This is a genomic window from Micromonospora marina, assembly GCF_900091565.1.
Lineage (GTDB): Bacteria > Actinomycetota > Actinomycetes > Mycobacteriales > Micromonosporaceae > Micromonospora > Micromonospora marina.
In genome coordinates, this window is the sequence record NZ_FMCV01000036.1 from 1 (window position 1) to 22,057 (window position 22,057).

The 22,057-nt window shown below is 74.7% G+C and carries 20 protein-coding genes; 5 read left to right on the forward strand and 15 right to left on the reverse strand.

Going from position 1 to position 22,057, the window contains the following annotated elements:
- The coding region (locus GA0070215_RS26645) for a glycosyltransferase family 4 protein (protein ID WP_091051319.1) at window positions 1-1,263 on the forward strand (1,263 nt) is incomplete at its 5' end.
- Between the two features lie 190 nt (window positions 1,264-1,453).
- Here GA0070215_RS26645 and GA0070215_RS26650 read toward each other — a convergent pair.
- The 4 genes from GA0070215_RS26650 to GA0070215_RS28570 all read right to left on the reverse strand — a co-directional run bounded on the left by GA0070215_RS26650 (window position 1,454) and on the right by GA0070215_RS28570 (window position 6,520).
- Window positions 1,454-2,737, reverse strand: a complete 1,284-nt coding sequence (locus tag GA0070215_RS26650) for a citrate synthase (protein ID WP_091051322.1) — start codon at window positions 2,735-2,737, stop codon at window positions 1,454-1,456.
- A 174-nt stretch (window positions 2,738-2,911) separates the two neighbouring features.
- Window positions 2,912-4,957: a sulfatase-like hydrolase/transferase gene (locus GA0070215_RS26655; protein WP_091051326.1), complete on the reverse strand. Its 2,046-nt coding sequence runs from the start codon at window positions 4,955-4,957 to the stop codon at window positions 2,912-2,914.
- Complete coding sequence (locus GA0070215_RS26660; RefSeq protein WP_091051329.1) at window positions 4,950-6,365, reverse strand: class I SAM-dependent methyltransferase; 1,416 nt, start codon at window positions 6,363-6,365, stop codon at window positions 4,950-4,952. The genes GA0070215_RS26655 and GA0070215_RS26660 overlap by 8 nt, the downstream gene beginning before the upstream one ends.
- On the reverse strand, window positions 6,362-6,520 hold the full coding sequence (locus GA0070215_RS28570; protein WP_018787270.1) for a hypothetical protein: 159 nt from the start codon (window positions 6,518-6,520) through the stop codon (window positions 6,362-6,364). Before GA0070215_RS28570 ends, GA0070215_RS26660 begins: the two co-directional genes overlap by 4 nt.
- A gap of 181 nt (window positions 6,521-6,701) precedes the next feature.
- On the opposite strand from GA0070215_RS28570, the gene GA0070215_RS26665 reads away from it, so the two are divergent.
- Complete coding sequence (locus tag GA0070215_RS26665) at window positions 6,702-7,103, forward strand: VOC family protein (protein WP_091051368.1); 402 nt, start codon at window positions 6,702-6,704, stop codon at window positions 7,101-7,103.
- Window positions 7,104-7,150: 47 nt separating this feature from the next.
- On the opposite strand, the gene GA0070215_RS26670 is transcribed toward GA0070215_RS26665, so the two are convergent.
- The 6 genes from GA0070215_RS26670 to GA0070215_RS26700 all read right to left on the reverse strand — a co-directional run bounded on the left by GA0070215_RS26670 (window position 7,151) and on the right by GA0070215_RS26700 (window position 14,695).
- Entirely contained in the window at window positions 7,151-7,885 is a 735-nt protein-coding gene (locus GA0070215_RS26670) for a helix-turn-helix transcriptional regulator (protein WP_091051332.1), read from the reverse strand.
- A 103-nt stretch (window positions 7,886-7,988) separates the two neighbouring features.
- Window positions 7,989-9,212, reverse strand: coding sequence for a glycosyltransferase (locus tag GA0070215_RS26675; protein WP_091051335.1), 1,224 nt, complete (start codon window positions 9,210-9,212; stop codon window positions 7,989-7,991).
- 3 nt (window positions 9,213-9,215) lie between these two features.
- Complete coding sequence (locus tag GA0070215_RS26680) at window positions 9,216-11,645, reverse strand: ArnT family glycosyltransferase (RefSeq protein ID WP_091051339.1); 2,430 nt, start codon at window positions 11,643-11,645, stop codon at window positions 9,216-9,218.
- A gap of 45 nt (window positions 11,646-11,690) precedes the next feature.
- Entirely contained in the window at window positions 11,691-13,223 is a 1,533-nt protein-coding gene (locus GA0070215_RS26685; RefSeq protein ID WP_091051342.1) for a sensor histidine kinase, read from the reverse strand.
- A complete protein-coding gene (locus tag GA0070215_RS26690; protein ID WP_091051371.1) occupies window positions 13,201-13,941 on the reverse strand; it encodes a response regulator transcription factor in 741 nt (246 codons plus the stop codon). Before GA0070215_RS26690 ends, GA0070215_RS26685 begins: the two co-directional genes overlap by 23 nt.
- A gap of 529 nt (window positions 13,942-14,470) precedes the next feature.
- The gene (locus GA0070215_RS26700; RefSeq protein WP_091051375.1) at window positions 14,471-14,695 is read right to left on the reverse strand and encodes a hypothetical protein; all 225 of its coding nucleotides are present in this window, start codon (window positions 14,693-14,695) and stop codon (window positions 14,471-14,473) included.
- A 131-nt stretch (window positions 14,696-14,826) separates the two neighbouring features.
- Here GA0070215_RS26700 and GA0070215_RS26705 point away from each other — a divergent pair, with 131 nt between their 5' ends.
- The 3 genes from GA0070215_RS26705 to GA0070215_RS26720 all read left to right on the forward strand — a co-directional run bounded on the left by GA0070215_RS26705 (window position 14,827) and on the right by GA0070215_RS26720 (window position 17,654).
- Window positions 14,827-15,774: a serine/threonine-protein kinase gene (locus GA0070215_RS26705; protein WP_018787262.1), complete on the forward strand. Its 948-nt coding sequence runs from the start codon at window positions 14,827-14,829 to the stop codon at window positions 15,772-15,774.
- An 80-nt stretch (window positions 15,775-15,854) separates the two neighbouring features.
- Complete coding sequence (locus GA0070215_RS26710) at window positions 15,855-16,283, forward strand: OsmC family protein (RefSeq protein WP_018787261.1); 429 nt, start codon at window positions 15,855-15,857, stop codon at window positions 16,281-16,283.
- A 537-nt stretch (window positions 16,284-16,820) separates the two neighbouring features.
- Window positions 16,821-17,654, forward strand: a complete 834-nt coding sequence (locus GA0070215_RS26720; protein WP_208600430.1) for a hypothetical protein — start codon at window positions 16,821-16,823, stop codon at window positions 17,652-17,654.
- A gap of 11 nt (window positions 17,655-17,665) precedes the next feature.
- Here GA0070215_RS26720 and GA0070215_RS26725 read toward each other — a convergent pair whose 3' ends face one another.
- The 5 genes from GA0070215_RS26725 to GA0070215_RS26745 form a co-directional block, all read right to left on the reverse strand.
- Window positions 17,666-18,151 carry a h+transporting two-sector ATPase b/b' subunit gene (locus tag GA0070215_RS26725; protein ID WP_018787259.1) on the reverse strand — a complete coding sequence of 162 codons (486 nt, stop codon included), beginning with the start codon at window positions 18,149-18,151 and terminating at the stop codon, window positions 17,666-17,668.
- A gap of 118 nt (window positions 18,152-18,269) precedes the next feature.
- The gene (locus tag GA0070215_RS26730) at window positions 18,270-18,716 is read right to left on the reverse strand and encodes a response regulator (RefSeq protein ID WP_018787258.1); all 447 of its coding nucleotides are present in this window, start codon (window positions 18,714-18,716) and stop codon (window positions 18,270-18,272) included.
- 71 nt (window positions 18,717-18,787) lie between these two features.
- Complete coding sequence (locus GA0070215_RS26735) at window positions 18,788-19,135, reverse strand: STAS domain-containing protein (protein WP_018787257.1); 348 nt, start codon at window positions 19,133-19,135, stop codon at window positions 18,788-18,790.
- Between the two features lie 76 nt (window positions 19,136-19,211).
- Complete coding sequence (locus GA0070215_RS26740) at window positions 19,212-20,258, reverse strand: cobalamin B12-binding domain-containing protein (RefSeq protein WP_091051351.1); 1,047 nt, start codon at window positions 20,256-20,258, stop codon at window positions 19,212-19,214.
- Window positions 20,255-22,012: a PP2C family protein-serine/threonine phosphatase gene (locus tag GA0070215_RS26745; protein WP_026268325.1), complete on the reverse strand. Its 1,758-nt coding sequence runs from the start codon at window positions 22,010-22,012 to the stop codon at window positions 20,255-20,257. Before GA0070215_RS26745 ends, GA0070215_RS26740 begins: the two co-directional genes overlap by 4 nt.
- Window positions 22,013-22,057 lie beyond the last annotated feature (45 nt).

Consider the following 22,057-nt stretch of genomic DNA (forward strand, 5'->3'; position numbering starts at 1 on the left):
TGGGAGTACCCGCCGGTGCTCGTCGGTGGCCTCGGCCGCCACGTCCACGCCCTGTCGGTCGCCCTGGCCGCCGCCGGACACGAGGTCACAGTCGTCACCCGCCACGCCGAGGGCGCCCCCCTCGAGGAGTACGCCGACGGCGTCCGCATCGTCCGCGCCGCCGAGGACCCCGTCACGTTCCCCCTCGCCACCTCATCCCTGCTGGCCTGGACCATGGCGTTCAACCACACCCTCACCCGGGCCGCACTACGCGCCACCGAAACCGGCACCTACGACGTCATCCACGCCCACGACTGGCTCGTCGCACACACCGCGATGACACTGCGCGAACACCTGGACGTGCCACTGGTCACCACCATCCACGCCACCGAGGCAGGCCGGCACCAGGGCTGGCTGCCGGAAGAGATGAACCGCACCATCCACGGCGTCGAACACTGGCTCGCCAGCGAGTCCGGCCGCGTGATCGTCTGCTCCGGCTACATGCGCGACGAGGTGGGCGCGCTGTTCGGCGTGGACGCCGCCCGCGTCGACGTCGTCCCCAACGGCGTCGAGCCGCACCGCTGGCGGGTGCCCGCGTCGGCGGTCGCCGCCGCCCGGGCGCGGTTCGCCGCCGACGGCCCGCTGGTCACGTTCGCCGGCCGCCTGGTGTACGAGAAGGGCGTGCAGCACCTGCTGGCCGGGCTGCCCCGGCTGCGCGACCGGCACCCGGGGCTGCGCGCGGTGATCGTCGGCGACGGGCCGTACAAGGCCGACCTGGAGGCCGAGGTGCACCGCCTCGGGCTCGGCGCCACGGTCAGCATGCCCGGGTTCCTGGGCGGCACCGACCTGCCCGCCGTGATGGCCGCCTCGGACTGCTTCGCGGTGCCGAGCATCTACGAGCCGTTCGGCATGGTGGCGCTGGAGGGAGCGGCAGCCGGCGCGCCGCTGGCGGTCGCCCGCACCGGCGGGCTGGCCGAGATCGTCGAACCGGGTGTCACCGGGATGACGTTCGCCCCGCACGACCCGGACGGGCTGGCCGAGGCGGTGCACACGCTGCTGTCCGACCGGGACCGGGCCCGTGCGCTCGCCCGGCGGGCCCGTGCCATGGTGCAGGAGCAGTACGGCTGGACCGCCATCGCGTCCCGCACGGCGGCCGCGTACGCCGCCGCCGTCGCCGGCGATCCGGCGTTCACCGCGGCCCGCGCGGAGCAGCGGATGGCGACCGGCCGCACGCTGCCCACCCTCCCCCAGGGCAACCTGCTAGCCGCCGCCGGCCTGCGGTAAGGAAGGGCCCCCTGTTAACGCCTCAGGTAGAGGAAGGGCCCCTTTTTAACACCCCGCACCCCCGCACCCCCGCAGCGCGCACGAGAAGGGCCGCCGACCCGAGCCGGGTCGGCGGCCCTTCCTCGTCAACGTGTTAAGAAGGGGCCCCGCCTCTACCCCAGGCGTTAACAGGGGGCCCTTCCTTACACCGTCAGCGCTTGTCGGCGGGGACGTAGGCCCGCTCGGTGGCGCCGGTGTAGATCTGCCGCGGACGGCCGATCTTGGTCTCCGGGTCGTTGATCATCTCGCGCCACTGTGCGATCCAGCCGGGCAGCCGGCCGAGCGCGAACAGCACCGTGAACATCTTCGTCGGGAAGCCCATGGCCTTGTAGATCAGGCCGGTGTAGAAGTCCACGTTCGGGTAGAGCCGCCGGGACACGAAGAAGTCGTCGGCGAGGGCGATCTCCTCCAGCTGCATGGCGAGGTCCAGCAGCGGGTCCGGCTTGGCCATCCGGCCGAGCACGTCCTGGGCGGCCTTCTTCACGATGGCGGCGCGCGGGTCGTAGTTCTTGTAGACCCGGTGGCCGAAGCCCATCAGCTTCACGCCGTCCTGCTTGTCCTTGACCTTCTGCACGAAGGTACGGACGTCGCCGCCGTCCTCCTGGATCTTCTGGAGCATCTCCAGCACGGCCTGGTTGGCGCCGCCGTGCAGCGGGCCGAACAGCGCGTTCACGCCGGCCGAGACCGAGGCGAACAGGTTGGCGTTGCTGGAGCCGACCAGCCGCACGGTCGAGGTGGAGCAGTTCTGCTCGTGGTCGGCGTGCAGGATGAACAGCATGTCCAGCACCCGGGCCACCACCGGGTCGACCTCGTACGGCTCGGCCGGCACGCCGAACGTCATCCGCAGGAAGTTCTCGACGTAGCCCAGCGAGTTGTCCGGGTACAGCAGCGGCTGTCCGATCGACTTCTTGTACGCGTACGAGGCGATGGTCGGGACCTTCGCCATCAGGCGCACCGTGGACATCTCCACGTGCTCGGAGTCGAACGGGTCCAGGCTGTCCTGGTAGAAGGTGGAGATGGCGCTGACGGCCGACGAGAGCACGGCCATCGGGTGCGCCTCGCGGGGGAAGCCGTCGAAGAATCGGCGCATCTCCTCGTGCAGCAGCGAGTGCCGCCGGATCCGCTCGCTGAAATCGGTGAGCTGTGCCTGGGTCGGCAGCTCGCCGTAGATCAGCAGGTAGGAGACCTCCAGGAAGGAGGACTTCTCGGCCAACTGGTCGATCGGGTAACCCCGGTACCGCAGGATGCCGGCATCACCGTCGATGTAGGTGATGGCGGACGAGCAGGACGCGGTGTTCACGAAACCGGGGTCGTACGTGGTCATCCCGGTTTCCTTGAGCAGCTTGCTCACCCCGATTCCGGCGGGGCCCTCAACCGCGGACTGCACCGGCATCGACAGCTGCCCACCGGGGTGGTCGAGCTTGACTTCCGTCATCTGTTCCTCGCTTCGCCGGCAAGATCTTCGTTGAATTGCCTTCGCTTCTACCGTAATCACGGCGCGGAGAACACCGCTCGTCATGGTTTCGGGGTGAGGTGTGCGTCACCTGTTCCCGGCCAGCCGGTCCGGAAACCGGATGGGAGCGCGACCATGGACACGTTCCGGAGGTCGTCACGACAGCGTGAGCCGCCGCAGCGTCCCGTCGTCACCGACCCGGTAGAGGTCGAGCCGGTTGGCTCCGGCGGCGAACAGACGGTCGTCGGCGAGCAGCGCCGCGAACCGCCGCCCACCGGCGTCCGGCGGCACGACGGGCACCACCGCGCCGACCGTCCCGTTGACCACCACGGCGAGCCGGGTGCCGTCGGGCACGTCGTGGGGCACGGTGCCCCAGACCAGCGCGGGCAGCCCGCCGCCGGCCGGGTCGACCGCGTCGAACGCGTCCCGGTTCGCCACCGTGGCAGACCCGCCCGCCGGTACGTCACCGGCCCGGGTGCCGACGAGCGGGTCTACCGGAACCGGCGGGAGCGCGGCGGGCACCCCGCCGGTGATCGTGACCGGCTGGCCGGGGCGGTCGTAGAAGCGTTTGCCGGCCCGCTCGCGCGGCGCCGCCTTCGCCGACCGGCCGTCCATCCGCCAGGGCACCCGCATGTGCGTCTCGTCGGCGATCGTGGGCAGCAGGTCGACGTGCTCCCAGTTGCGGTCGTCCACCCGTCCGGCGCGCTGGCCGGGCTCCTTGACGAACGTCGGCACCCAGGCCACCTCGTTCGCGGCGTGGTTGATGGCGTCCATCCCCCGGCCCTGCCAGTCCCGGCGGAAGCTGACGCCGTGGTCGGCGGTGACCACCACCAGCGCCTTGTCGTAGAGGCCGGTGGCGCGCAGCGTCCGCAGCGTCTCGCCGATCAGCCGGTCGGTGTAGCCGAGCTGGGCCAGGTGCCGGGCGCGGGCCAGGTCGACCCAGCCGGGGCCGTCGTTGGGCAGGTCGTCCGGCGCCGCGTAGTGCGCCCCGGACGGCAGGTACGCCCACGGCGAGTGCGGCATCAGCAGGTGCAGGAAGTGCAGCGTGGGCCGGGCGTCGGGACGCAGACCGGCGAGGAACGAGGTGAACCGGGCCGGCTGGTTGTCGTCGAGCGTGTCCCAGCGGAACTTGGGGTCGTCCGGCACCGGCTCGGCGGCGTCGAGCCCGGCCTCGGCCGCGGTCCGCTCGCGGTAGGAGTCCTCCGGGTCGATCCGGCTGTCCACCGGCGCGGCGATCCGGCCGAGCAGCCGGCCGCTCTCCCGGACCAGCACACCGAGCCCCTGTTCGGGGGTGGTCGCCTGTTCGCAGCGGCTCGGCGGGCAGAGCCGGGTGATGCTCTCCTCGGCCTTGATCCGGTAGAGGCCGCCGAGCGCGGTGAACAGGTTGTCCGGGTACTGCGAGTAGTGCGGCGCGGCCCCCCGTTCCGGGTAGCGCCCGGTGAGCATCGCCGGCAGCGCGTAGGGCGTCCAGCCGCTGACGCCGGTGGCGTTGCGGTACCAGGTCGACCCGCCGGCCAGCGCCGCGAAGTTCGGGTAGCGGGCGGCGTCGATCCGGCCGTCCGGGCCGAGCAGGGAGACCAGCGGCAGCTCGTCGAGCACGATCATGACCACCGGCGGGTGCGCGCCCGCGCCGGCCACACCGGCGGCGCCGCCCTCACCGCGCGGCAGCACCACCGCCGACGCGGGCGAGGCGAACAGGAACAACCCGACGAAGACCAGCGGCCCGGCGGCGGCCACCCGCAGCACCCGCCGGGGCGCCCGCCACCGCCGGTGCGCGGCCGCCCCCGCGGCTGCGGCCGCACCGGCGACGACCAGCAGGGGTACGCCCCGAAGCGGCGTCAGGTGCCGGCCGACCTGGACCGCCAGCGCGGCGAGCAGCAGGCCCACGAGCGCGGTGTGCACGGCGGCCCGGGTGCGGCGTCCGGCGGGCAGCGCGAGCGCGCCCAGCAGCGCGAACAGCACTGTCGGCGCGAGCGTGATCAGGGCTACCAGGAGCAGCACGTCGGCCCGGGAGGCGCGGTGGAACAGGAAGAAGTCGGGGCTGCGGCCGAGGACGTCGAGCAGCGGCTGGGTGACCACCAGCCCGGTCAGCGCCGCCAGCTCGGCCAGCCGGGCCGCCTCGGCCCGCCACCGGGCCCGGTGTTCCCGCCGGTCCGGGACGGCCGCGCGGTCCCGGGGTGGCGTGAGGGTGTCCTCAGCCACCCACCACCACCTGGTAGAGCGTGCGGGTGCGAGACGGCAGCTCGGTCCGGGCGACGATCCGGCCCCGGCGGGCCAGCAGCGCCTCGAAGGCGTCCCGCCGGTAGTCCGGGAACAGGCCGTCGGGTTTGTTCGCCAGCAGCCGGCGCGCCATCGGGTCGTCCGGGTGGACGAACTCCACCACCAGGCTGCCGCCGGTGGCGGTGAGCGCGGTGAGCTGGTCCAGCACCTCGGGTAGCGGTACGTTGCGCCCGATCGCCAGGTGGTGCACCACGGCCAGGGCCAGGACGGTGTCCGCGCGGGCCCGGTCGGCGAAGGCGGCCCGCTCGACGCCGCGCCAGCCGCCGCCCGGGGACGGGTCGGCCAGGTCCATCACCAGCGGCAGGATCCGTGTCTCGCCCTCGTCGCGCAGCGCGCGGTAGAGCGTGTCGACCACCGCCGGGTCCTGCTCGACGGCGACGACGTGCGTGGCGTGCCGGGCGGCGATGCGGGCGTACCGGCCGTCGTTGGCGCCCAGGTCCAGCGCCGATCCGCCGCCGGTGGCGGCCACCGCCCGGTCGACGAACTCCTCCTTGGCCTGCCGGTCGGGCACCGAGTACGCGCAGGTGCGCTGGTAGTCCGACCAGTGGCTGTCGCCGGGCCGGTGGTCGAGCCGGCGGACCAGTTTCGCCAGCCCGCGTACCGTGGCCAGGGCCAGCTCGCGGGAGAACCCGGCGGCACGCAACTGGGCGCGGACGTCGGTGGTGCTCGCGGCGGAGTTGCGGGCCTGCATGGCGCCGTGCAGGTGCACGTGGGTGGGCACACCGGCCCGCCAGCGCCGGACGCCACCGAACAGCCGGCGCATCTGCTCCGGCTCGACGCCGTCGACGCGGGCGCGCAGGAACGGCTGGAAGTCCAGCCCGAGGTGGGCCTGGATCAGCAGCGGGTAGAGCAGCGTCTGGCAGAACTGCCGGTAACCGGCCCAGGGTTCGCCGTCGCGCAGCGCCTCGAACGAGCCGACGTCGATGAAGACGGGCCGGGCGCCGCGCCACTGCACGTTGTAGGCCGAGCCGTCCTTGGTGGTGAAGCCGGCTTCGAGGGCGGCCCGCAGCACGTCCAGGTGCAGCAGCGCGGCGTCGCGCAGCATCGCGGACGACCACTCGTACGGGTGCGAGACGAACGGGATCCGCTCGTGCCGCAACACCGCCGTCCAGGGCGCGTCGACCGGGGTGGGGGTCAGCTCCTCGGTGCCGACGATCTGCCCGCCGGCGGTGGCCCGCCGGAAGAAATCGGTCACCGACAACGCCCGCCAGTCGCGGGCGGAGCGCTCGTCGAGCCCGCGCAGCACCTCGTCGCCCCGGTGGAACACCCGGTTACCGGGGTCGCGGAAGGAACCGGGTTCGACGCGGACGCCGGTGTCGGGGATCGTCACGCCGCCGGGCCCTGGTCGGTGGGCTGACGCCGGAAGCGGGACACCAGGCGGCGCCAGTAGAGCTTGGCGGCCACGGCCACCCCGGCCACCCCGCCGACCACTGCCTGCACGATGAGACTGCCGGATCCCGCGTCCAGGTAGGCCAGATGCGTCACGGCTGTTGTTCCTTCCGTCGCCGGGTCATCGGAGCACGTCCGGAATGCGAGGTTCATTGCTCGGAGCCGGACTTGTCCCACCGTAACGTCTCCGTGACCGGGTTCGCGGCCACACCGGCCACTCGTCCCCCGTCCGATCCGTTCAAGACGGGCCCGGCCGGTCGCGCCTACCGTGACCGGCATGACACCGCAGTTCGACCTGATCGGGGCCGTCGTCACCGACATGGCCCGCACGCTCGACTTCTACCGGCGGCTCGGCCTGCCGATCCCGGACGGCGCCGAGACGGAGGGCCACGTCGAGGTCACCCTGCCGAACGGCGTACGGCTGGCCTGGGACACGGTGGCGACGATCCGCAGCTTCCACCCCGGCTTCGACCCGTCCGGCGGCAACAACCGGATGAGCCTCGCCTTCCGGTGCGCCGACCCGGCCGAGGTGGACCGCTGGTACGCCGAGCTCACCGGCGCCGGACACCACGGCGAACTGCCGCCGTGGGACGCGTTCTGGGGCCAGCGGTACGCGGTCCTGCACGATCCGGAGGGCAACGGCGTGGACCTGTTCGCCCCGCTGCCCGCAGCCGGCTGACGGGCCGCTCCCGGCGGGTCAGCCGGCCACCGGCGGATCCCGGCCGGTCAGCTCGCCGGCGGGCGGCTCCGGGCGGGGGCGAGCAGCCGCGTCGGCGGCACCCCGGCCAGCTCCCGCACCTCGCGGGTCAGGTGGGCCTGGTCGGCGTACCCGCTGCGCACCGCCACCTCGACCAGCGGCGCGCCGGTGCGGGCCAGGTCCAGCGCGCGGCGCATCCGCAGGATGCGGGCCAGCGTCTTCGGGCCGTACCCGAACAGGGCCCGGCTGCGCCGGTGCAGGGCGCGCTCGCCGAGGCCGACCTCGGCGGCGGTAGCGGCGACTGTGGCCCCGGCGGCCAGACGGGCGGCGACATGCGCGCCGAGCGGGTCGGGGCCGCCGGCCGCGCGCAGCCGGTCGCGGGCGACCCGGGCGAGCACCGCGGCGGCGGCCTCGTCGGCGGGGCCCGGCGCGGCCGGCGCCGCAGCGACCCGCTCGGTCACCTCGACGGCGGCGCGGCCCCACAGGTCGGCCAGCGGTACGCGCCGGTCCCGCAGATCCTCGGCCGGCACCCCGAACACGGCTGGGCCGGTCCCCGGGGGCAGGCGCAGCCCGATCCACCGGTCCCCCGGCGCCGACCGCGACAGGTGCGCGGTGCGGTCCGGACCGGCGACCAGCAGGCCGATCCGGCTGGACCAGAGCAGATCCAGACACCCGTCCGGCAGGACCCGCGTCTCACTCCCGCCCGAGACGCTGCTCCACGCCACAGCGCCCGGGACCTCCCGCGCATCCCACTCCCGGTACACGCCCCCACCCTGCCACCTCCCCGTCGATCATGAAGTTGACGGTGCCGGCACCCGGCGTGTCGCACCGCCAACCTCATGATCGACCGAGTCGGTCGGGGGTGGGTCAGGGGCGGTGGTGCATGGCCAGGCGGAGCAGGAGGAAGCGCAGCGCGGTCGCGGCCAGGTTGGCCGTCACCAGCGCCGCCAACTCCAACGGGCGGCTCGGGGGTGTGGTGGCGTGCAGCACGGCCAGGGAACCGCTGGTCAGGGCAAGGCCGAGCGCGAACGCGAGCAGTCCCTGGAGATGATGCCGGCCGACGTGCCGGAGTCCGGTCACCCCGAACGTGAGCCGCCGGTTGGCCGCCGTGTTGGCGACCGCCGTGAGCAGCAACGCCAGCAGATTCGCCGGTTGCGCCCCGAGCGGGCCGCGGGCCAGCACGAACAACAGCAGGTACGCGAGTGTGCTCGCCACGCCCACCGCGGCGAACCGGGCGACCTGGCGGGGCAACCCGACCGGCACCTGTGCCGGCGGGGCCGGCAGCGGCCCACGGCCGAGCTGGGCGCGCAACTGCGCCAGCGGCAGCGCGCCGGTCACCAGCGCCCGCCCCAGCCGCCCGATGCCGCGCAGGTCCGCGAGTGCGGTGGCGACGATGTCGACGCGGCTGTCCGGGTCGTCCACCCAGTCCACCGGCACCTCGTGGATGCGCAGCCCGGCCCGCTGCGCCAGGACCAGCAGCTCGGTGTCGAAGAACCAGCCGGTGTCGCGGACCAGCGGCAGCAGCTCGGCGGCGACGTCGGCACGGATCGCCTTGAACCCGCACTGGGCGTCGGAGAAACGCGCCGCGAGCGCACCGCGCAGCAGCAGGTTGTAGCCACGCGAGATCACCTCCCGCCTGGCGCCCCGGACCACCCGGCTGGTCCGTGCCAGCCGGGTGCCGATGGCCAGGTCCGAGTGCCCGGACAGGAGCGGCGCAACCAGCGGCAGCAGCGCGGCCAGGTCGGTGGACAGGTCCACGTCCATGTACGCGAGCACCGGCGCCGGGGAGGCCGACCAGGCGGCGCGCAGCGCCCGCCCGCGGCCCTTCTCGTCCAGGCGCAGCACCCCCACCTCGGGCAGCTCGTCGGCGAGCGCCCGCGCCACCGCCGGGGTGCCGTCCACGCTGGCGTTGTCGGCCACCGTGATCCGGAACGGGTACGGGAACTGCGCGGTCAGGTGCGCGTGCAGCCGCCGGACGCAGGGACCCAGGTCGGCCTCCTCGTTGTACACCGGAACCACCACGTCGAGTACCGCGCTGCCGGCGCCGGGGCGGGCCTGCACGGCGGCCCGGGGCGCATATGTGTCGGTCATGGCTCAGCCCTGCTCTCCGCTGCTCAGGTCGTACACGGTCACGCCGTCGACGGTGGTCGCGGTGAAGTTCTCGGCGACCCAGGCGGCGATCTCGGCCGACGCGTTGCTGCCGCCGTTCGCCCGGAACCCGCCGCCGCCGAGGAAGTAGTGGATCCGCCCGTCGGCGACGTACTGCTGGAACCGGGCGAGCGTCGGCGACGGGTCGCTGCCGTTGAAGCCGCCGATCGGCATGACCGGCCGACCGGTGGCGAGTTGGTAGCCGGAGGCGTTGTTCGAGCCGATCGTGGCGGCGACCCAGGTGTAGTCGTCGGCGCCGGCGCGCAGCAGCGCGGTCATCTCGGCGCTCGGCTCGCGGGCCTCGAGCAGACCGCCCGTGCCGCCACCGCGCTGCCCCCGGCCGGCCCGGCCGTTCGCCGGACCGGCGCCGCCGGTGCCGTTGTCGCTGTCCTGCCCGGTGCCGCTGTCCTGCCCGGTGTCGCCGGGTGCGCCCGGAGCCGGGCCACCGCCCGGGAAGCCGGGGAATCCACCGGCGTTCGCCCCGCCGTCCGAGCCGGTCCCGTCCGAGCCGGTGCCGGCCGAGCCGGTCCCGTCCGAGCCGGTGCCGTCCGGGAAGCCCGGGAGCTGCCGGTTCCCGCCACCGGGACCACCGGGGAACTGCCCGTTCCCGCCGTCACCCGGCATCCGCCCGCCCGGTCCACCGGGGCCGCCGAAGCCGCCCGCTCCGGCCGGCCCGGCGCTGGGGATCGAGCCGCTGTGCGGGGTGGCCGCTGTCTGCATCGCGTACGCGGCCGGCCCGGCCAGCGCCACCGCGATCCCGGCGACCGACACCACCGGAACGACCCACCGCACCACCCGCCGCCCCACGGTCCCGGCCGAACCCGCCCCCGTCGAGTTGACCAAGGACTTCGCGTCGCCCGGAGAGCCGTTCCCGGACACGAACTCCTTGATCATCGGAGAGGGCGGGGAGCCGGGAGAGGGCGGGGAGCCGGGAGAGAGGGCGGGCGGGGCGGGGCGGCGGGCGTGGGTGAGGAACGCCGCCGCGGTCAGGAGGGCGGCCGCGGTCAGACCCAGGGCCAGCACCGAGGGGCGCAGCCACGGGTACCAGTCGGGAGTACGGCCGAGCAGATGCCAGGACCACCAGGAGGTGACCGCCAGGGTGCCGGCCAGGACCAGCGCGGCGATGAGCCGGCGCCACCGGCCCGGCGCCGATCGGGCGCGCCACAGCAGGGTGGTCCCGATGCCGACCAGCGCACCGACCGCCGGGGCCAGGGCGACCGTGTAGTAGGCGTGGAAGATACCGGACATGAAGCTGAAGATCAGTCCAGTGACCAGCAGCCAGCCGCCCCAGAGCAGCAGGCCGGCCCGGGTGCGGTCGGTACGCGGCGCCCGCCCGGCCAGCCACAGCCCCGCCACCAGCAGGACCAGCGCGGCCGGCAGCAGCCAGGAGATCTGCCCGCCGACCTCGGTGTCGAACATCCGCAGCAGCCCGGTCTGGCCGGAGAACGGTCCGCCGCCTCCCCCACCGGGCCGTCCGCCGCCGCCGACGCTGCCCACCTCGTCGCCGGTGATGCGGCCCAGCCCGTTGTAGCCGAGAGTCAGCTCCAGGATGCTGTTGTCCTGCGAGCCACCGATGTAGGGGCGGGCGCTCGCCGGCACCAGTTCGACGATCGCCACCCACCAGCCGGCGGCCACGACCACTGCGAGCCCGGCCAGCAGGAGCTGGCGGATCCGCCGGCCGGGGCCGGTCGGCGCGGCCAGCAGGTAGACCCCGGCGAAGACCGGGATCACCAGGAACGCCTGGAGCATCTTGGTGAGGAAACCGAGGCCGACGAGCACGCCGGTCAGCGCGATCCACCGGGTGCTCGCCGTCTCGACCGCGCGCACCGTCGCGTACGCGGCGGCGACGAGCAGGAACACCAGGAGCGCGTCCGGGTTGTTGAACCGGAACATCAGCGCCGCCACCGGGGTGAGCGCGAGCACCGCCCCGGCGAGCAGGCCGGCGGCCGGGCCGTACCAGCGGCGGACCGTCGCGTACAGCACGCCGACCGAGGCGACGCCGAGCAGCGCCTGCGGCACGAGGATCGACCAGCCGCTCAGGCCGAAGATCCGCACGGAGAGCGCCATCAGCCACAGCGACGCGGGCGTCTTGTCCACCGTGATCGAGTTGGCCGCGTCCGAGGAGCCGTAGAAGAACGCCGTCCAGCTCTGCGACCCGGCCTGCACGGCGGCCGAGTAGAACGCGTTGGCCCAGCCGGAGGCGCCCAGCCCCCACAGGTAGAGCAGCGCGGTCACGCACAGCAGACCGACGAGGGCGGGACGGGTCCAGCGCGGGTCGCGGCTGGTGCGGGTCTCCTGAGGTACCGGCGCGGGGGCGGGCTCGGTGCCGGGTGGACCGGCCGTGGGCGCGGTCGGCATCGTCTCGGTTCTGTCCATGCCGGCAAGCCTCGGCGGGCCCGCTGGCCCGCTCCCGTGAGCGGCCTATGCGTCGGCTGTGGATCCCGGCAGCCACACGGTGAACGCGGTGTGGCCGGGCCGGCTGGCCACGTCGACCCGGCCGTGGTGCGCCTCCACCACGGCGGCGACGATGGCCAGTCCGAGGCCGGTGCTGCCCTGCGCGCGGGACCGGGAGCTGTCGCCGCGCGCGAACCGCTCGAAGACCTCCGGCTGCAGCTGCTCCGGGATGCCCGGCCCGTCGTCGGCGACGCGCAGCTCGACGCCGCCGGGCGCGGGCGCGAGCCGGACGGTGACGGTGGTGCCGGCCGGGGTGTGCACCCGCGCGTTCGCCAGCAGGTTCGCCAGCACCTGGTGCAGCCGGTGGGCGTCGCCGGCGACGGTGAGCGGCTCGTCCGGCAGGTCGAGCTGCCAGCGGTGGCCGGGCCCGGCGACGTGCGCGTCGCTGACCGCGTTCACCGCCATGGCGGTCAGGTCGACCGGCTCGGCGGCGAGCGGGCGGCCGGAGTCCAGCCGGGCCAGCAGCAGCAGGTCGTCGACGAGGCTCGTCATCCGGGTGCTCTCCGACTCGACGCGGCGCAGCGCGTGCGCCACGTCGGGCGGCACCTCCTGGCGTCCCCGGCGGGCCACCTCGGCGTACCCGCGGATGGCGGCCAGGGGGGTGCGCAGCTCGTGGCTGGCGTCGGCGACGAACTGGCGTACCCGGGTCTCGCTGGCCTGCCGGGCGGCGAGCGCGGCGGCGACGTGGCCGAGCATCCGGTTGAGTGCGCCGCCGACCTGCCCGACCTCCGTGCGGGGGTCGGTGTCGGCGGCCGGCACCCGCACGGACAGGGCGACCTCGCCGCGGTCCAGCGGCAGCTCGGTGACCCGGGCGGCGGTGGCGGCGACGCGGTTGAGCGGACGCAGCGTGGCCCGGACGATGATCAGGCCGAGGACTCCGGCGATGACCAGGCCGGCGCCGATCACCCCGGCCTGTGCGACGAGCATCCACATGACCGTGTCGTCGACCTGGGCCAGCGGGATCGCGAGGACCAGCACGTCGCCGTCGCCGCGCGGCGACGGCAGCGCGACCGCCCGGAAGTCGCCCCGGTCGCCGACGACGACGGTGCGCGGTCGTTCGCCGGCGGACACCCGGGCCAGCGCGGTCAGGTCGGCGGCGGGCACCTCCTCGCTCCCGCCGCTGCCGGACCGGACCCGGCCCACGGGTTCGCCGGCGGCGGGCACCCGGACCGCGATCGAGCCCGGCGGGAAGCCGCCGGGGGGGTCGGGCGCCACCTCGCCGGAGTCCGGCAGGACGGGCCGCTGGTCCGGGCGCGGCGGGTCGGCGCCGCGGCGGGCCCAGCGTTCGAAGTCGGCGGGCCGCCGGTCGCCGAAGGTGAGCTGGTTGTCGATCTGATCGATCAGGAAGTGCCGCAGCGCGACAGTGGTCAGGCCGCCGATGCCGACGCTGACCAGCGCGAGCAGCGCCACCACGGAGAGCACCAGGCGGCGGCGCAGCGACCAGCCGGCCAGACGGCTGCGCAGCCGGCTGCCCCTGTCACTCGGCGGGCTTGAGGACATAGCCCGCCCCGCGCAGCGTGTGGATCATGGGCGCGCGGCCGGCGTCGATCTTCTTGCGCAGGTACGAGATGTACAGCTCGACCACGTTCGCCTGGCCGCCGAAGTCGTAGTTCCACACCCGGTCGAGGATCTGCGCCTTGCTGAGCACGCGGCGCGGGTTGCGCATGAGGTAGCGCAGCAGCTCGAACTCGGTGGCGGTGAGCGTGACCAGGTCGTCGCCGCGGCGTACCTCGTGGCTGTCCTCGTCGAGGGTGAGGTCGCCGACGGTGAGCACCGCCTCCTGGCGGGCGGCGACCGCGAAGCCGGAGCGGCGCAGCAGCGCACGCAGCCGGGCGATCACCTCCTCCAGGCTGAACGGCTTGGTGACGTAGTCGTCGCCGCCGACGGTGAGCCCGGCGACGCGTTCCTCCACGGCGTCGCGGGCGGTGAGGAACAGCACCGGCACGCTCGGGGCCTGTTCGCGCAGGCGGCGCAGCACCTGGAAGCCGTCCAGGTCGGGCAGCATCACGTCGAGCACCACGGCGTCCGGGCGGAACTGGCGGGCGGTGGTGACCGCCGCCATCCCGCTGCCGGCGGTGGCGACCTGCCAGCCCTCGTACCGCAGGGCCATCGAGAGCAGGTCGGTCAGTGTCGGCTCGTCGTCGACGACGAGCACCCGCACCGGTTCGCCGTCCGGTCGGCGCAGCTCGATACGGCCCTGCGCGGCCTGCGCGTTCATGACCATGCCCCCCATCGTGGGCGGACCCGCTGTCGGCGGGCTGTCCCGATCCTGTGTACCAGCTGTGCGCGCCCTCCGACGGCGATCCGGGCAGGTCCGGCGGGTGTTCCGCACCGGGGCTACCCGGTGGTGACTTCCCGGCATGTCCATCGACGGTCGCGTTCCCGACCGGTCGGCCGGGAAGGTGGTGCTGGTGACCGGCGCGGCCCGGGGCGTCGGCGGGCACACCGCCCGCCTCGCCGCCGCGGTGGACGGGAAACTCGCGACGCTGGGCGGGATCGACGCGGTGGTGGCGAACGCCGGGGTGGCCGACTGCGGCACGATCGCCGTCGGCGACGTCGAGGCGCTGGTGCGTACCGTCGAGGTCAACCTGATCGGGGTGATGCACACCACGGCGTGGCGGTCGGCACCGCCCATCCGTCGTGGGTGGACACCGACCTGGTCCGTGAGGCGCGCGCCGACCTGCCCGCCTTCGAGGCGGCGCTGGCCCGGCTGCCCTGGCCGCTGCGGCGCACCACCACGCTTCGACTCACTCGGTCGCGCCGAACGGGAACGTGTGCACGTACCGCATCGTCCAGCCGCCCGGGGACGCGTGGTCGTCGCGCTCGTAGAGGTGGTCGGCCACCCCCTGGCCCGGTTCCTCCGGATGGCGCAGCACCCACCGGGGCGGCGGCGCGCCGTCCGGACCGGCGGGCAGATCCCGGGTCAGATCGTCGGCCGGCCCGCCGACGAACCGTACGCGCACCGCGGCCACCGCTGCCCTCCGTCCGTCGACGCCCTCGCCGCGAAGCTACCCCGCCGGAGTGCGAACCCTCTGCGGTTTGCACAGCTCCGGGGCCGGGTAGCGGGGGACCGGAGGGCACCGGACGAGGCGAGGAGTGGGCGATGAGGACGCTGGGCGGGCGGTACGAGCTCGAACAGCGGGCCGGCCTGGGCGGCATGTCGGAGGTGTGGCGCGCGCACGACCGCGTGCTGGACCGGACCGTCGCGGTGAAACTCATCTCGCCCGCGCTGGACGGCGACGCGGGCTCGGTGGACCGCATCCGGGCCGAGGCGCGTTCGGCGGCGCGGCTGGTGCACCCGAACGTCGCCAGCGTGCACGACTTCGGCACCGCGACGCTGCCGGACGGACGGCCGGTGCCGTACATCGTGATGGAGCTGGCCGAGGGTGAGACGCTCGCCGCGCACCTGCGAACCGGGCCGCTGGACTGGCGGATCGCGGTGCGGGTCTGCGCCGAGGTGTGCGCCGCGCTCGCCGCCGCGCACGCGCACGGCATCGTGCACCGGGACGTGAAGCCCGCGAACGTGATCCTCACCCCGTGCGGGGTGAAGGTGCTCGACTTCGGCATCGCCGCCCCGGCCGGCGCGACCGACCCCACACCGGACGGCATCGTGGTGGGTACCCCGGCCTACCTGGCCCCGGAGCAGCTCGACCGGCGGCCCGCCACTCCGGCCGCCGACATGTACGCCCTGGGCGTGCTGCTGTACTACTGCCTCACCGGCGAGCTGCCGTACGAGGCGGGCAGCACCACCCAGCTGCTCGGGTCGCGCCGCCGCCGGCCGCCCCGCCCGCTGCCCGAGGTGCCCGGCCTGCCGGGCGAGGTGGCCGAGCTCGTCCGCCGCTGCCTCGACGCCGACCCGTGCGCCCGGCCGACCAGCCCGATGGCCGCGCTGCTGCTGGCCGAGGCCGTGGACGCCCGGGTCTACGTGCCGATGACCGCGACGCCGCCCCGGCAGCGCGCGCCGCAGGTGTCGCCGTGGACCAGCCGGGCCGCCGCCGAGGCCACCGAGGCGATGGCCGTCGACGCCGCGCCGAGCGGCCGGGCCGGCTGAGCACGCGTACTGGCTGCCCGGGTGCGGTTTCGCCGCTCGGGGTCCGGGAACGCGGCCCGGTGAGCGACGGGAGGAACGCGATGCCGGATCCGAGTTCCTGGCTGGCCGAGACGGCCACGGCGACCGCGGCGGGCGGTCACGTACGCACCGACGACGGCGGGCTCTCCTCCGCCCTGGCGTCCCCACTGGCGCCGCACTGCACCGGCCTGACGCCGGAACAGCTCCTGGCCGCGGCGTTCGCCTCCTGCCTGCACCACGCGGCGGTGGAGGCGGCCGGGGAGATCACCGACGAGGCACACACCGTGCAGGTGACCGCGGAGGCGAAGCTGGGCCGCGACGACGACGGCCGGTACCGGGCCGACGTGCACGCCGAGATCTCCTCGGCGGGACTGACCCGGGACCAGTTGGCCGACCTGGTCGCGTACGCCGACCGGCTCTGGCCGTTCTCCAGCAGCGACCCGAGCCGGCACCGGCTCACCGTGACCCCGGCGGAGAACGGCCGGCACTGAGCTGTCGCCAGCGGAAGCCGGCGGTCACCGCCCGGTGGTCGCTGTCCGGGGTGCGCAGCACCCCGGCGGCGGTCGGCGTCAGTCCTCGATACGCAGGTTCTGGCTGACCACGCGGACCGCGGCGCCGTCCGCCCGGCGGCCGGGGCAGCCACGCGCGGCCGTGGAGCCCGGCCCAGACCGCTGCCGGCAGCAGCAGCGCCGGACGGGGGCGGCACAGCAGCGCCTCGAGCGCGAGCAGCGGTACGGCGATCGGATCGCGGGGCGCCGATCCCGGCTGGTCGGCGTTCCGCCGCCGGGCGAGGGCCGGCCGACCGGGTCACCCTCGGCCGAACGGTGGAGACAGGTACGGGCCGCCATCCGCCGGATCGAGCGCCCGTTTCACACCGTCGAAACCGACATAAGCATTCTTTCGGGTACGGTTGATCGGCGGCTTTAATGACTCTCCATCCCTAATGTCGTCCAGGAATCCGGCAGATTGTGGCGCATGCCACCAATCACCCCGATGGCAAAGACCGGGAAGCTTTCTAGCCTCGGCGGGTGCACCCCGACCACCCCGATCATCAGCCGCCGCCCGCCAACCGCCCGGTTCGCCGAACGATTGACCCGGCATCAGCCGAACGGAGGGTGGGACGTCACCGAGCCCCGGAGCCGCCACGACGCGGCCCGGCCCGGTCCGGAACCGGCCGGATCGCGGTGGCCACCGGCGTCACCTGCTGCCTCGGCCTGATCGGCGTGGCCGGAGTCGGCGAGAGCGGCCCGGCACACCTGGAGGTGCGCGAGGCGGTCGCCGAGCGGGCCGCCGCCGACCAGCGCGCCTCCCGCGACTTCACCCGGCGCACGCCACCGGCCGCCGCGGCCCTGCCTCCGCCGGCTCCCGCACCCAGCGCCACCCCCGCGACGAAGGAGCCGCCGCGCAGGCCCGTGGCGCCCAAGCGCCCCCGGCCGGTGGCCGGCCTGGACCAGCGGCAGATGGACAACGCCCAGGCCATCGTCGACGTGGGGCGGGAGATGAAGATGCCCCGCCGGGCCCTGGTCGTGGCAGTGTCCACCGCCATGCAGGAGAGCAACCTCTACAACCTGGCCAGCGACGTGCTGCCGGAGTCCTTCGACCATCCGCACCAGGGCAGCGGCTCCGACCACGACTCGGTCGGGCTGTTCCAGCAGCGTCCCAGCAGCGGCTGGGGCACCGTCGCCCAGCTCATGCGCCCGGCGTACGCGGCCCGGGCCTTCTACGCCGCGCTGCGCGAGGTGCCGGGCTGGGAGGACATGAGCGTCACCGCCGCCGCCCAGGCGGTGCAGGTGTCCGCCTACCCCGACGCGTACGCCCGGCACGAGAAGCGCGCCACGACGGTGGTGGCGGCGCTGGTCTGACCCGGCGCGGGTCAGGCGGCGCTGCGCCCGGCGGCGCCGGGCCGCACGCTCGCCGCGGCGGTCGGGGTGTCCACCGCAACCCGATCACCACGTGCCCCGGCCAGGATCTCGTCGACCCGGGACTCCCGGCGACGACGCGCCAGCAGAGCCGCCTCGAACTCGCGGCGTGCCCGCACGGCCTCGGCGTACGCCTCCTCCCGCACCCGGCGGGCCTCCTCGCGTGCGGCCTCCAGCTCGGCGCGGGCCTGCGCCAGCAGTTCGGCGGCCTCCCGTTCGGCCGCCGACGGGCGGAACGCGTCCCCTTCGACCGGAGCGGTACGCCGACGCAGGAAGTCGCACAGGTGCAGGGCGTCCGACCGGATCTGGTCCCACTCCCGGCCGACCCCGGCGGCGCCCTCCGCACGCGCCGCCAGCCGCCCCAGCCGCAGGCCCAGCTCGTCCAGGCAGGCGTCGACCTGCCGCCTGTCGTAGCCGGCCTCCACCACCGAGAACCTCATGCGTCGCCCCCCAGGCAGCCGGTGTACGTCCCCACCTGCCGATCCTGCGGTCCGGGCGATCCCGGGCGCGGCCGTTCCCGCAAAATGTTCAGGATGCGGAGGCCCGGACTTCCCGCCCCTACTGGTGCTTCGGGAGCACGACCACCCGGCCGAAGAACTCGTCGATGCGGCGCACCACGTCGTTGAAGTCGTCCAGGTCGATCGGCTTCGTCACGTACGCATTGGCCTGCAACGTGTAGCTGCTGACCACGTCGGTGTCGGCGTTGGAGGTGGTGAGCACGACGATCGGGATGGTCCGCAGGCTCTCGTCACCCTTGACCTCGCCGAGCACCTGCCGCCCGTCCATCCGGGGCATGTTCAGGTCGAGCAAGATCATGTCCGGGCGCTGCGCCTCGGTGTGCCGGCCCTCGCGCCGGAGGAACTCCATCGCCTCCTGGCCGTCGGCGACCACCTCGATGACCTTGTCGACGTCGGAGTCGGCGAGCGCCTCCTCGATCATCAGAACGTCGCCCGGGTCGTCGTCCACCACCAGGATGCGGACGGGGCTGGGACTGGTCTGGCCCATCGGTTTACCTGCTTCGTGGTGAGGAGGGCGTCCGGCCGCACGGCCGGCTGCTGGCGGGGAAATGTACCGGATCAGGGGGCGGCCGAGGCGGCCGGGTCGGCCGGGTCGCGGCCGTGGTGGAGCACCTCGGCGAGCCCGGTCACCTGGAGCACCCGGGCGACCGGCCCGGTCGCCCCGGTCAGGCGCAGCCACCCGCCGTCGGCGGCGACGAGGTTGTCCCCCCGGACGAAGGCCGCGAGGCCGGTGGAGTCGCAGAACGTCAGTTCGGTGAGATCGAGAAGCAGCTCGCGCCGCCCCTCGGTGACCAGCCGGTCGATCGTCGAGTTCAGCTCGCCGGCCGTGCTGAGGTCGAGTTCGCCGGCCAGCCGGAGGCAGGTGCCGCCCCCGTCCCGCTGGGCGTACGTGACGGTGAACGTCACAGCGGCCCCTCTCGCTCCCACCGCAGGCGAATCCTTGCAGTGGTGCAAGTATATGTGACGGCCGGTCGAACTCCCGTCAGCGGCCCGCCGCCGACAACCCGCCCACCAGAGCACGGCCCCGGTCGAGGAAGGCGGCAGCGCGCGGGAAGTCGCGCAGCTGCTGTCCATAGTGCTCCAGCGTCGACCCGATCGCGCCCGCCGGCACACCCCGGCTCACCAGGATCTCCACCAGCCACTCGACGAACCCGGTGAACAGGGTCGCGTCGTCCACGTAGAGCGCGGCGGCCAGGAAGTCCACGATGTAGCCGAGGTCGCTGATCGTGGAGTCGAGCTGCGCCGCCGTGTAGTTGGCCGTCGACGGCACCCGCTCCCGCAGGTCGGCCAGGGCGCTGTCGATCAGCTCGCCGCGCCGCTTCACCAGGCTGACGTACTCGTCGTCGGCCAGGTGGTCCAGCCGCGCGGGCGGCGTCTCGCGCAACGCCCGCTCGTCGGCGACCAGGTCCGCCGCCGCCGGCGCGTCGGGCGCCCACGGCACACCGAGCACGCGGGCCCATCGGCCGTCGTCGCCGAAGCCCCGGCCGCCGACCAGCACCGGCACGTCGGAGCGGCGGCACGCCTCCACCATCCGGTGGGCGTGCGGCAGCCGCATCGGCAGGGCGCAGGCGAGCGCCACCGCCTCCGCGTCGTAGCGGTGCAGGTACGACACCAGGTGCGCGGCGGGGACGCTGGCGCCGAGGAAGACGACCTGCCAGCCGCGCAGCCGCAGCACCTCGGCCACCAGCCGGGCCGGCAGCGCGTGCCACTCACCGTCCATGCAGGCCATCACGATCCGCCCCCGGGTCGGGCGAGGATCGGCGTACGCGGCCACCGCGGCCACCACCCGCTCGCTGATGTGGGTGGCGGCGTGCTCCTCGGCCACGCTCCACTCGTTGCGGGCCCAGCGCTCGCCCACCTCCGCCTGGGCCGGGGCGACCAGTTCCAGCAGCACCCGCTCGGCCGGCACACCCGCCTCCAGCAGCCCCCGGGCGGTCGCCACGGCGGCGGACTCGTCGGCGTCGGCCAGGCACTTCAGATAGCGGGAGAAGGCGTGGCCCGGGTCGGTATCGACGGTCGGCACGGTCACGCGGACAACTCCCTCGATCGCTCGGTCTCGGGATCCGGCACCGCGTGCAGGTGCCGCGGCGACCGCCCCGCCGGGCCGGTGGCCCGCAGCGCCAGCACGGCGATGTCGTCGTGGTCGCCGTGGGCGAGCCAGTCGCAGGTCACCTGCTCGATCCGTTCCGCGAGCGCCGGCGCGGGCATCCGGTGACAGCCGGTCACCGCGTGGAGCAGCCGCTCGGCGCCGAACTGCTCGTCACCACGCCGGCCGCCCCGGGCCTCGGTCACCCCGTCGCTGTAGAACAGGCAGGTCTCCCCCGCCGCCAGGTGCACCGTCTCCTCGCCGATGCGGGGATCGGGCACCACGCCGATCAGCATGCCACGCAGCGGCACCACCTCGACCTCGCCGGACTCCCGCAGCACCAGCGGCGGCAGGTGGCCGCCGCCGGCCAGGGTCAGCGTCAGGCCGCCGTCGCGGTGCGGCCGGGCCACGCCGAGCACCATGGTGGCGAACCGGCCCTGCCCGTGCGCCTGCGTGGTCTCCAGCAAGGCGTCGTTGAGCAGCTTCAGCAGCCGCCCCGGCCGGGTCTCGACCCGGTGCAACGCCTGGAGGCACTGGCGCAGCTGGCCGGTGAACACGGCCGCCTCCACACCCTTGCCGGACACGTCACCGAGGAAGAAGACGGAGCCGCCGTCGGCGAGCCGGTGCGAACCGTAGAAGTCACCGCCGATGCGCAGACCGGCCTGCGCCGGCCGGTACGCGGTGCCCCACTGCACGCCCGTCGCCGAGGCCGGCTCGACCGGCAGCAGACTGGCCTGCAACGTGTCGGCGACCTCGGCCTGGTCGCGGTAGAGCATGGCGGTGGTCAGCGCCGCGCCGGCCCGGGCCGCGAACGCGCGGACCAGGTCCACGTCGGCCTCGTCGTACCAGCGGTCGGCGCGCCGGGCCACCAGCAGCGCACCGGCCGGCGCCTCCCGGCCGGGCAGCGGCACCACCCGCGCGGTGGCGCCGGCGGCGTCCAGGCCGGGCAGCCAGCCCGCTTCGGCGGCCTGCTCGACCAGCCAGTCCAGCTCGTGCGGCTCGGCACCGGCGAGGCCGGCCTCGATGGCCGCGGGGAGCGCCGTGGCGGGCAGCATCCCGCTGTCCACCACCGGCGGCCGGTCGTCCGCGCGGACCGCCCGCCACCAGCGGGCGCGGCCGGAGCGGGGGGCGAGTACGAGGACCGCCACGTCGGCCGCCGTGGGCACGGCCAGCCGCACCACGGCGGCGGCGGCCCGGTCCGGGTGCAGGGGGTTGCCGAGCTTCTCGCCGACCACGGCGAGGAACGCCGAACGGGCCCGCTCGGCGAGCACCGCGTCGGCCCGGCTGAAACTCTCGGTGACGTCGTCGACGTACCAGCAGCGCCGGCGGTGGGACAACGCGACCGGGCGCACGCGCAGCCGCCGCCCGTGGTGGGCGAACTCGGCCGGGCCGTCGCCGCGCAGCGGGGCCGGGCCGGCGGCGGCCAGCGGCTCGCCGGGCGTCACCTCGGGGATCAGCCGCTCCGCGACCGGGCTCACGTGCTGGACGACACCGTCGGCGTCGCACACGACCAGGCCCTCACGGAAATGCTCGACCACCTCGGACCAGTTCGCGACGGTGAGGTCGCGGTCGGCTGCCAGCGGCGGCAGGGCGGACGGCGCCGGCGCGACGGCGGACCACACCGGAGCCCGTGCGGCACTCGGCGTGGAGATCCGTCCGTCGCCCGGGTCGGCACCCCTGACGTCGGCAGCAGTCACCAGCTGAGCCCCACTCTCCTCGTCGACACCCGAGGGCGCCGGACA

What these genes read in the sequence shown, in the direction of transcription:
- GA0070215_RS26675 (WP_091051335.1), bottom strand. Translation starts at nt 9,212, where the DNA reads ATGACCGACACATATGCGCCCCGGGCCGCCGTGCAGGCCCGCCCCGGC.
- GA0070215_RS26725 (WP_018787259.1), bottom strand. Translation starts at nt 18,151, where the DNA reads ATGAGGTTCTCGGTGGTGGAGGCCGGCTACGACAGGCGGCAGGTCGAC.
- GA0070215_RS26650 (WP_091051322.1), bottom strand. Translation starts at nt 2,737, where the DNA reads ATGACGGAAGTCAAGCTCGACCACCCCGGTGGGCAGCTGTCGATGCCG.
- GA0070215_RS26730 (WP_018787258.1), bottom strand. Translation starts at nt 18,716, where the DNA reads ATGGGCCAGACCAGTCCCAGCCCCGTCCGCATCCTGGTGGTGGACGAC.
- GA0070215_RS26665 (WP_091051368.1), top strand. Translation starts at nt 6,702, where the DNA reads ATGACACCGCAGTTCGACCTGATCGGGGCCGTCGTCACCGACATGGCC.
- GA0070215_RS26690 (WP_091051371.1), bottom strand. Translation starts at nt 13,941, where the DNA reads ATGAACGCGCAGGCCGCGCAGGGCCGTATCGAGCTGCGCCGACCGGAC.
- GA0070215_RS26710 (WP_018787261.1), top strand. Translation starts at nt 15,855, where the DNA reads ATGCCGGATCCGAGTTCCTGGCTGGCCGAGACGGCCACGGCGACCGCG.
- GA0070215_RS26705 (WP_018787262.1), top strand. Translation starts at nt 14,827, where the DNA reads ATGAGGACGCTGGGCGGGCGGTACGAGCTCGAACAGCGGGCCGGCCTG.
- GA0070215_RS26680 (WP_091051339.1), bottom strand. Translation starts at nt 11,645, where the DNA reads ATGGACAGAACCGAGACGATGCCGACCGCGCCCACGGCCGGTCCACCC.
- GA0070215_RS26685 (WP_091051342.1), bottom strand. Translation starts at nt 13,223, where the DNA reads ATGTCCTCAAGCCCGCCGAGTGACAGGGGCAGCCGGCTGCGCAGCCGT.